Source organism: Streptomyces niveiscabiei (genome assembly GCF_001419795.1).
GTDB classification, from domain to species: Bacteria; Actinomycetota; Actinomycetes; order Streptomycetales; family Streptomycetaceae; genus Streptomyces; species Streptomyces niveiscabiei.
The window spans coordinates 1-6,899 of the sequence record NZ_LIRL01000567.1; the positions used below are offsets into that span (position 1 = coordinate 1).

The 6,899-nt window shown below is 70.2% G+C and carries 8 protein-coding genes and 1 pseudogene; 7 read left to right on the plus strand and 2 right to left on the minus strand.

Annotated elements, in window-relative coordinates; all coding sequences use genetic code 11:
• Window positions 1-369: pseudogene (locus AOK24_RS26450) on the plus strand (aminotransferase class I/II-fold pyridoxal phosphate-dependent enzyme); the annotation flags it as partial.
• Between the two features lie 102 nt (window positions 370-471).
• Here the strand turns inward: AOK24_RS26450 and AOK24_RS26455 are convergent.
• A complete protein-coding gene (locus tag AOK24_RS26455) occupies window positions 472-936 on the minus strand; it encodes a pyridoxamine 5'-phosphate oxidase family protein (protein ID WP_055722573.1) in 465 nt (154 codons plus the stop codon).
• 174 nt (window positions 937-1,110) lie between these two features.
• Between AOK24_RS26455 and AOK24_RS26460 the strand changes: the two genes are divergently transcribed.
• On the plus strand, window positions 1,111-1,731 hold the full coding sequence (locus tag AOK24_RS26460) for an isochorismatase family protein (protein ID WP_055722574.1): 621 nt from the start codon (window positions 1,111-1,113) through the stop codon (window positions 1,729-1,731).
• Here the strand turns inward: AOK24_RS26460 and AOK24_RS26465 are convergent.
• Entirely contained in the window at window positions 1,718-2,218 is a 501-nt protein-coding gene (locus AOK24_RS26465) for a Rieske (2Fe-2S) protein (protein WP_055722575.1), read from the minus strand. The genes AOK24_RS26460 and AOK24_RS26465 overlap by 14 nt on opposite strands.
• A 183-nt stretch (window positions 2,219-2,401) precedes the next feature.
• Between AOK24_RS26465 and AOK24_RS26470 the strand changes: the two genes are divergently transcribed.
• The 5 genes from AOK24_RS26470 to AOK24_RS26490 form a co-directional block, all read left to right on the plus strand.
• The gene (locus tag AOK24_RS26470) at window positions 2,402-3,160 is read left to right on the plus strand and encodes a HipA family kinase (RefSeq protein WP_055722576.1); all 759 of its coding nucleotides are present in this window, start codon (window positions 2,402-2,404) and stop codon (window positions 3,158-3,160) included.
• Window positions 3,161-3,177: 17 nt separating this feature from the next.
• Window positions 3,178-3,597, plus strand: coding sequence for a DUF3037 domain-containing protein (locus AOK24_RS26475; protein ID WP_079056997.1), 420 nt, complete (start codon window positions 3,178-3,180; stop codon window positions 3,595-3,597).
• A 162-nt stretch (window positions 3,598-3,759) separates the two neighbouring features.
• A complete protein-coding gene (gene fabG, locus AOK24_RS26480) occupies window positions 3,760-4,521 on the plus strand; it encodes a 3-oxoacyl-ACP reductase FabG (RefSeq protein ID WP_055722578.1) in 762 nt (253 codons plus the stop codon).
• A 10-nt stretch (window positions 4,522-4,531) separates the two neighbouring features.
• A complete protein-coding gene (locus tag AOK24_RS26485; RefSeq protein WP_055722579.1) occupies window positions 4,532-5,287 on the plus strand; it encodes an SDR family oxidoreductase in 756 nt (251 codons plus the stop codon).
• Between the two features lie 168 nt (window positions 5,288-5,455).
• Window positions 5,456-6,899, plus strand: a 1,444-nt coding sequence (locus AOK24_RS26490) for an ABC transporter substrate-binding protein (RefSeq protein WP_420876694.1), incomplete at its 3' end; no start/stop codon positions are given.

Sequence of the window (6,899 nt, forward strand, 5' to 3'; positions counted from 1 at the left end):
GGGTGGGTGAGCCTGGTGGTGCAGCGGGCTGTGGTGTGGCTGTGGGAGCACGGAGGTGTCGATCCGGCCGCGGTGGGCGGGGTTTACCGGGGCCGCCGGGAGATGCTGATCGACGCTTTGCGGGCAAGGGGAGTCGAGACCCGGGGCCGGAGCGGGCTGGGAGTGTGGATTCCCGTCGAGGACGAGACGGGAGTGGTGGCCCGGCTGCTGCGGGAAGGGTGGGCCGTCGCTGCCGGTGGGAGATTCCGGGTGAATTCCGGTCCCGGTATCCGGGTGACGGTCTCCACTCTCCGGGAGGAAGAGACGGAGAAACTCGCTCAGGCCATCGCTGAGGCTGTGAAGGGTTCTTCCGATTGGGGGGTGGTTTAAGGCCGCGCCGGCCGCCGCCCGTCGGGCAGGGCGGCGGTGGAGGTGCTCAAGTCGGCGTCGGAGAAGGGTTTGTGAGTGGGTGTCAGGTCCCCTGAACGGACCTCACGACCCCAGCTTGCGGAAGTCCCACGACACCACCTTCTCCGGTGTCAGGCGTATCCACGCGTGCCTTCCGTCGTGCGGCATCGAGTCCAGGCGGAAGTTTTTGCGGGCGAACCGGGTCTCCACGGCGTCGAGTTCGGCGCACAGCTCTCCGGTGCGGGGGATCTCGCCGATGAACTCGACGGTGCCGGACAGTTCGACGCCCCGTAGCTGGTCGTACTCCTCGCCCGTGTCGATGACGATGGCGACGCGGGGGTCCCGGCGCAGGTGGGTCCAGCGCTTGCTGCGTACGACCGAGTACAGCCAGAGCGAGGTGCCGTCCCAGAGGAACCACAGCGCGCTGACGTGCGGGGCGCCGTCCGTCGACACCGTGGCCACCCGGCAGGTGCGCTGGGTGTCGAGGAACTCGTCCAGTTCCCCCGGCGTCATCATGATCTTGCGGCCCCGACGCTGAGTGACAGTCATGCGGCCCCCTTTTCTGTTGGCTCGTTCCGTCTTTCCTTACGTCCGGCCCCGCCGGGTTTCCTCACGGGACACCGAAAGATCCTCTGACGGCTCATCAGAAATCAGCATGGGCCGCCTTCCGGGCCGACGCAATGGTGGGTACCCTCTCGGGCGACCCGGACGCCAGGGGGAGATGTGATTCTCGACACCGAGAATACGGTTCTGCTCACGGTGGAGTGCCAGGAGGGGGTCGTCGGAGAGGACGCCGCCCTGCCTCAACTTGCCGCCGAGGCAAGGAAGTCGGGCGTGCTGGACAACGTCGCCCGGCTGGTCGCCGCCGCCCACGCGGCCGGTGTGCAGGTCGTCCACGCGGTCGCGGAACGCCGGCCGGACGGGAAGGGCGCGAGCCGCAACGCGCGGTTGTTCCGGGCCGCCGAGCGGCTGCCCGTCCAGCAGCTCGCCGGTTCGCGCGCGGTGCGGGTCGCGGCGCCGATCGAGGTCGACGAGCGCGACATCGTCGTACGGAGACTGCACGGGCTGTCGCCGCTGCACGGGACCGAGGTGGACGCTCTGCTGCGGAACCTGGGGTGCCGGACGCTGGTCGTCGTCGGGGTGTCCGCGAACGTCGCGATCCCCAACTCGGTGTTCGACGCGGTGAATTCGGGCTACACGGTCGTCGTCGCGTCGGACGCGATCGCGGGGGTGCCGCCGGAGTACACCCCCGCGATGGTCCGCCACACCCTCGCGTTGGTCGCCACGGTCGCGACCACGGACGAGGTGCTGGCGGGGTTCGACTCCCCTGCTACGCCAGGGTGATGTTGTTGCCGCTGACGGTGATGTTCACCGACGGGAGCGGCTTCTGCGCCGGGCCGCTCTTCACGCTGCCGTCCTCGATGGAGAAGTTGCTCTGGTGGCACGGGCAGTTGATGACGCCGTCCGCCACGCTCTTGACCGCACAGCCCTGGTGGGTGCAGACGGCGGAGAACGCCTTGTAGGTGCCCGCCGTCGGCTGGGTGACGACGACCTTCTCCGAGGCGAAGACCTTGCCGCCGCCCTCGGGGATGTCGGCGGTGGTGGCGAGCGCGGCGCCGCCGGCCGAGCCGCCGGTCGTCGTGGAGGGGGACGACCCGGTCGAACCGGTCGAGCCCGTGGTGCCGTTGTCGTTCGAACCGGTCGCCGCCGACGAGTCGTCGTCGGAGCTTCCGCACGCGGTCAGCGCCACGGCGAGCCCCGCCGCTCCGGCCGCCGTCACGACGGTGCGACGGGCGGGGCCTGCGAGGGGTTTGAGCGGTCCGCTGGTCATGCTGAGGTTTCCCTTCGGGGGGTGGGATTCTCGGGATACGCACACGGGTACGGCTGCGGGCCGCGAACCGTTCAGCGCGGCCCCGATCCGGGGACGTCCCGCGATCCTCGCGCGCGGCCGGTCGGGCGGGCGTAAGCCAGAGCTGTCGTCGAGCTGTCGGCCCGCCCTCGGTAACCTGGGCGGATGCTCAAGGACGTCACCGCCACCCGCTACATCACGCCCCTGCGGGAAGGCGGTTCGCTGCCCGGTCTGATCGAGGCCGACGACTTCGGGACCTACGTCCTGAAGTTCACCGGCGCGGGCCAGGGCCGCAAGACGCTGGTCGCCGAGGTCGTCTGCGGCGAGCTGGCCCGGCGGCTCGGATTCCGCATGCCGCGCCTGGTCACCGTACAGCTCGACCCGGTCCTCGGACTTGCCGAGCCCGACCAGCAGGTGCAGGACCTGATCCGCTCCAGCGGCGGCACCAACCTCGGGATGGACTTCCTCTCCGGGGCGCTCGGCTTCGACCCGCTGGCCTTCGAGGTGAGCGCCGAGGACGCCGGGCGGATCGTCTGGTTCGACGCGCTGGTCAACAACGTCGACCGCTCCTGGCGCAACCCGAACCTGCTGATGCACCGCGACGAGCTCTGGCTCATCGACCACGGCGCGACGATGATCTGGCACCACAACTGGCCGTCCGCCGAGACCTCCGCCGCCCGCCCCTACGACGCCTCCGACCACGCCCTCGCGGCCTTCGCGCCCGACGTCGCGGGCGCCGCCGCCGACCTCGCCCCGCAGGTCACCGCGGAACTCCTCGCCGAGGTCACCGCCGAGATCCCGGACGAGTGGCTCACCGGCGAGGCCGGCTTCGACGACCCCGACGCGCTGCGCCGGGCGTACGCGGCGCCGCTGCTGGCCCGGGCGGCCGACATCCACACCCGCGTGAAGGGGATCAGCGCATGACCGAGCACCTCACCCACATGGCCGGACAGCTCACCGAGCGGCACATCACCCGGGACGGGCGCAGCGCCGCCGGGGACGTCTACGAGTACGCGCTGCTGCGCGTCGTCCCGCGCGTGGAGCGCGGTGAGTGCGTCAACGCGGGCGTGCTGGTGTACTGCCGCGCCAAGGGGTACGTGGGGGCCCGTACGCATCTCGACGAGGCGCGGCTGCTGGCCCTCGACCCCCGGGCGGACGTCGAGGGCGTGCGGGCGGCGCTGGGGGCCGTGGAGCGGGTCTGCGAGGCCGCCGGGCAGAGCGCCGGGGACGATCCCGGGAAGCGGTTCAGGTGGCTCGTCGCGCCCCGGTCGGCCGTCGTGCAGCCGGGGCCCGTGCACACCGGGCTGACCGGGGATCCGGCGGCCGAGGCGGAACGGTTGCTGGATCTGCTGGTGAGGTGACCGGCGGGGTTTCGATCACAGTGGCCGGGTGGCCCGTTGACACGGAGTGCCGGGGCTTCTAGCGTCACGGGTGGCGAAGGTACTAAGCGGTTGCTCACCGCACAGCGAGGGCCAGCCGGCGTTCTTCAAGAGGGTTTTCTCAAGGGCGAGGAGAAGCAGCACATGTCCACCACAGAACAGCGCGTCGCGATCGTCACCGGCGCGGCACGCGGCATCGGCGCCGCCACCGCCGTACGGCTGGCCGCCGAGGGCCGCGCGGTCGCCGTGATCGACCTGGACGAGGCCGCCTGCAAGGACACCGTCGAGAAGATCACCGCGGCCGGCGGCAAGGCCATCGCCGTCGGCGCGGACGTCTCCGACGAGGCGCAGGTCGAGGCCGCCGTCGCGCGCGTTGCCGCCGAACTGGGCGCCCCGACGATCCTCGTCAACAACGCGGGCGTCCTGCGCGACAACCTGCTGTTCAAGATGAGCGCCTCCGACTGGGACACCGTTCTCAACGTCCACCTGCGCGGCTCGTTCCTGATGACCCGCGCCGTCCAGAAGCACATGGTCGACGCCGGGTTCGGCCGGGTCGTCAACCTCTCCTCCTCCTCGGCGCTCGGCAACCGCGGCCAGGTCAACTACTCCGCCGCCAAGGCCGGGTTGCAGGGCTTCACCAAGACCCTCGCCATCGAGCTCGGCAAGTTCGGCATCACCGCCAACTCCGTCGCGCCCGGCTTCATCGCCACCGAGATGACCAAGGCCACCGCCGACCGGGTCAACATGGACTTCGAGGACTTCAAGAAGGCCGCCGCGACCCAGATCCCCGTCCAGCGCGTCGGCGAGCCCGAGGACATCGCCAACGCCATCGCCTTCTTCACCGGCGAGGCGGCCGGATTCGTCTCCGGCCAGGTCCTGTACGTCGCCGGCGGCCCGCTCAACTAGGAAGCACCCCATGACTGTGGAACTCTCCGGCAAGGTCGCGCTGGTCACCGGCGCCAGCCGAGGCATCGGGTACGGCGTCGCCGAGGCGCTCGTCGCGCGCGGCGACCGCGTGTGCATCACCGGCCGCAACGAGGACGCCCTCAAGGAAGCCGTCGACCGGCTCGGCGCCGACCGCGTCATCGGCGTCGCCGGCAAGGCGCACGACCTCGACCACCAGGCCGAGGTCGTCGACCGCGTGATGGAAGCCTTCGGGCGCGTCGACTTCCTCGTCAACAACGCCGGGACCAACCCGGTGTTCGGGCCGCTCGCCGACCTCGACCTGAACGTCGCCCGCAAGGTCTACGAGACCAACGTCATCTCCGCGCTCGGCTTCGCGCAGAAGACCTGGCACGCCTGGCAGAAGGACAACGGCGGCGCCATCGTCAACATCGCCTCCGTGTCCGGCATCGCGCCCTCGCCGTTCATCGCCGCGTACGGCATGAGCAAGGCCGCGATGATCAACCTCACCCAGCAGCTCGCGCACGAGTTCGCGCCCAAGGTGCGGGTCAACGCCATCGCGCCGGCCGTCGTGAAGACCAAGTTCGCCGAGGCGCTGTACGAGGGGCGCGAGGCGGAGGCGGCTGCCGCGTACCCGCTCGGGCGGCTCGGCGTGCCGTCCGACATCGGGGGGACGGCGGCCTTCCTGACGTCCGACCAGTCCGACTGGATCACCGGGCAGACGCTCGTCGTCGACGGCGGGATCTTCCTCAACGCGGCTGTGGGATAAGCGCGGTCGCACCTTCGCGAAGGCGTCGCTCCTGACCTGGGGCGGCGCCTTCGGCGTACTCCTCGTACGAATACGTGTACGAGGAACCGGTTCACGCCGCCCCGCGCTGCGGTAGGGTCTCGCGCCAACCCCCCTTGGTACGGCTGATCGAGGAGCGTGCGCGTGTTCATGAAGCGAAGCCTGCGGGGTGTGGCGGTGCTCGCCTCCCTCGGGATGGTCGCGGGCTGCGGCTACCTCTCCGACAGCGGCTCCGGGGACAAGGGGCCCATCGTCGTGGGCACCACCAGCGCGCCCAGCACCCTCGACCCGGCCGGTGCCTGGGACGGCTCCTGGGAGCTGTTCCGCAACGTCTACCAGACGCTGCTCTCCTACCCCAACGGCGCGACCTCGCCCGAGCCGGACGCCGCCAAGAGCTGCACCTTCAGCGCCGATCACCGCGTCTACAGCTGCGAGCTGAGATCCGGGCTGAAGTTCTCCAACGGCGACAAGCTCGACGCCGCGGCCGTCAAGCACTCCGTCGACCGCATCCGCGCGATCAACGCGCAGACCGGTCCCGCAGGGCTCCTCGGCTCCCTCGACAAGGTCGAGACCGAGGGCGAGCGCGGTGTCGTCTTCCGGCTCAACAAGCCCGACGCGACCTTCCCGTTCGTCCTCGCCACCCCCGCGCTCTCCCTCGTGCCCGCCGTCGCCTACCCCGACAACTCGCTGCGCAAGGACTCCCGGGTCATCGGCTCGGGGCCGTACCGGCTCGACGCCTACGACCAGGGCAAAGAGGCCGTCCTCGTGCGCAACCCGACGTACAAGGGGTTCGCCGCCCGCAAGAACGACGCCGTCACCATCCGCTACTTCCCGGACTCCGCGAGCATGGTCAAGTCCCTGCGCGACGGCGGGATCGACATCACCTACCAGGGGCTCGCCGCCGACGACGTCGTCTCCCTGGAGAGCAAGAGCGACGAGAACAAGGGACTCGAACTGCACGAGGGCGCCGGGAGCGCCATCAACTACCTCGTCTTCAACCCCAAGGACCCGGCCGCGAACGACATCGCCGTACGCAAGGCCGTCGCCCAGACCATCGACCGGGGCGCCATCGCCCACAAGGTCTACCAGGACACCGTCGAGCCCCTGTACTCCATGATCCCGCAGGGCCTCACCGGGCACACGACGCCCTTCTTCGACGTCTTCGGCGAACCCGACACCGGCAAGGCGCGCGCGATCCTCGACAAGGCCGACGTCACCACGCCCGTACCGCTCACCCTCTGGTACACCACCGACCGGTACGGCTCCGACACCGGGCTCGAATTCAAGGAGATCAAGGCCCAGTTGGACGCGTCCGGGCTGTTCAAGGTGACCCTCAAGAGCCGGCCCTGGAACACGTACGTCCTCGGCTACCAGAAGGGCGAGTACCCGGTCTTCGGACGCGGGTGGCAGCCCGACTTCCCCGACCCCGACAACTTCATCGCGCCGTTCGTGGGCCGTCAGAACGCGCTCGGCACGCCCTACGACGTCAAGCGGATCACCGACGTCCTGCTGCCGCGCTCCCGTCAGCAGAGCGACCGCGCCGACGTCGTCAAGGACTTCCAGGAGGCTCAGCAGCTCCTCGTCGAGGACGTAC

Coding starts and splice junctions, on each gene's coding strand:
- AOK24_RS26470 (WP_055722576.1), top strand. CDS start 2,402: ATGCTCAAGGACGTCACCGCCACCCGCTACATCACGCCCCTGCGGGAA.
- AOK24_RS26475 (WP_079056997.1), top strand. CDS start 3,178: ATGGCCGGACAGCTCACCGAGCGGCACATCACCCGGGACGGGCGCAGC.
- fabG (WP_055722578.1), top strand. CDS start 3,760: ATGTCCACCACAGAACAGCGCGTCGCGATCGTCACCGGCGCGGCACGC.
- AOK24_RS26465 (WP_055722575.1), bottom strand. CDS start 2,218: ATGACCAGCGGACCGCTCAAACCCCTCGCAGGCCCCGCCCGTCGCACC.
- AOK24_RS26455 (WP_055722573.1), bottom strand. CDS start 936: ATGACTGTCACTCAGCGTCGGGGCCGCAAGATCATGATGACGCCGGGG.
- AOK24_RS26485 (WP_055722579.1), top strand. CDS start 4,532: ATGACTGTGGAACTCTCCGGCAAGGTCGCGCTGGTCACCGGCGCCAGC.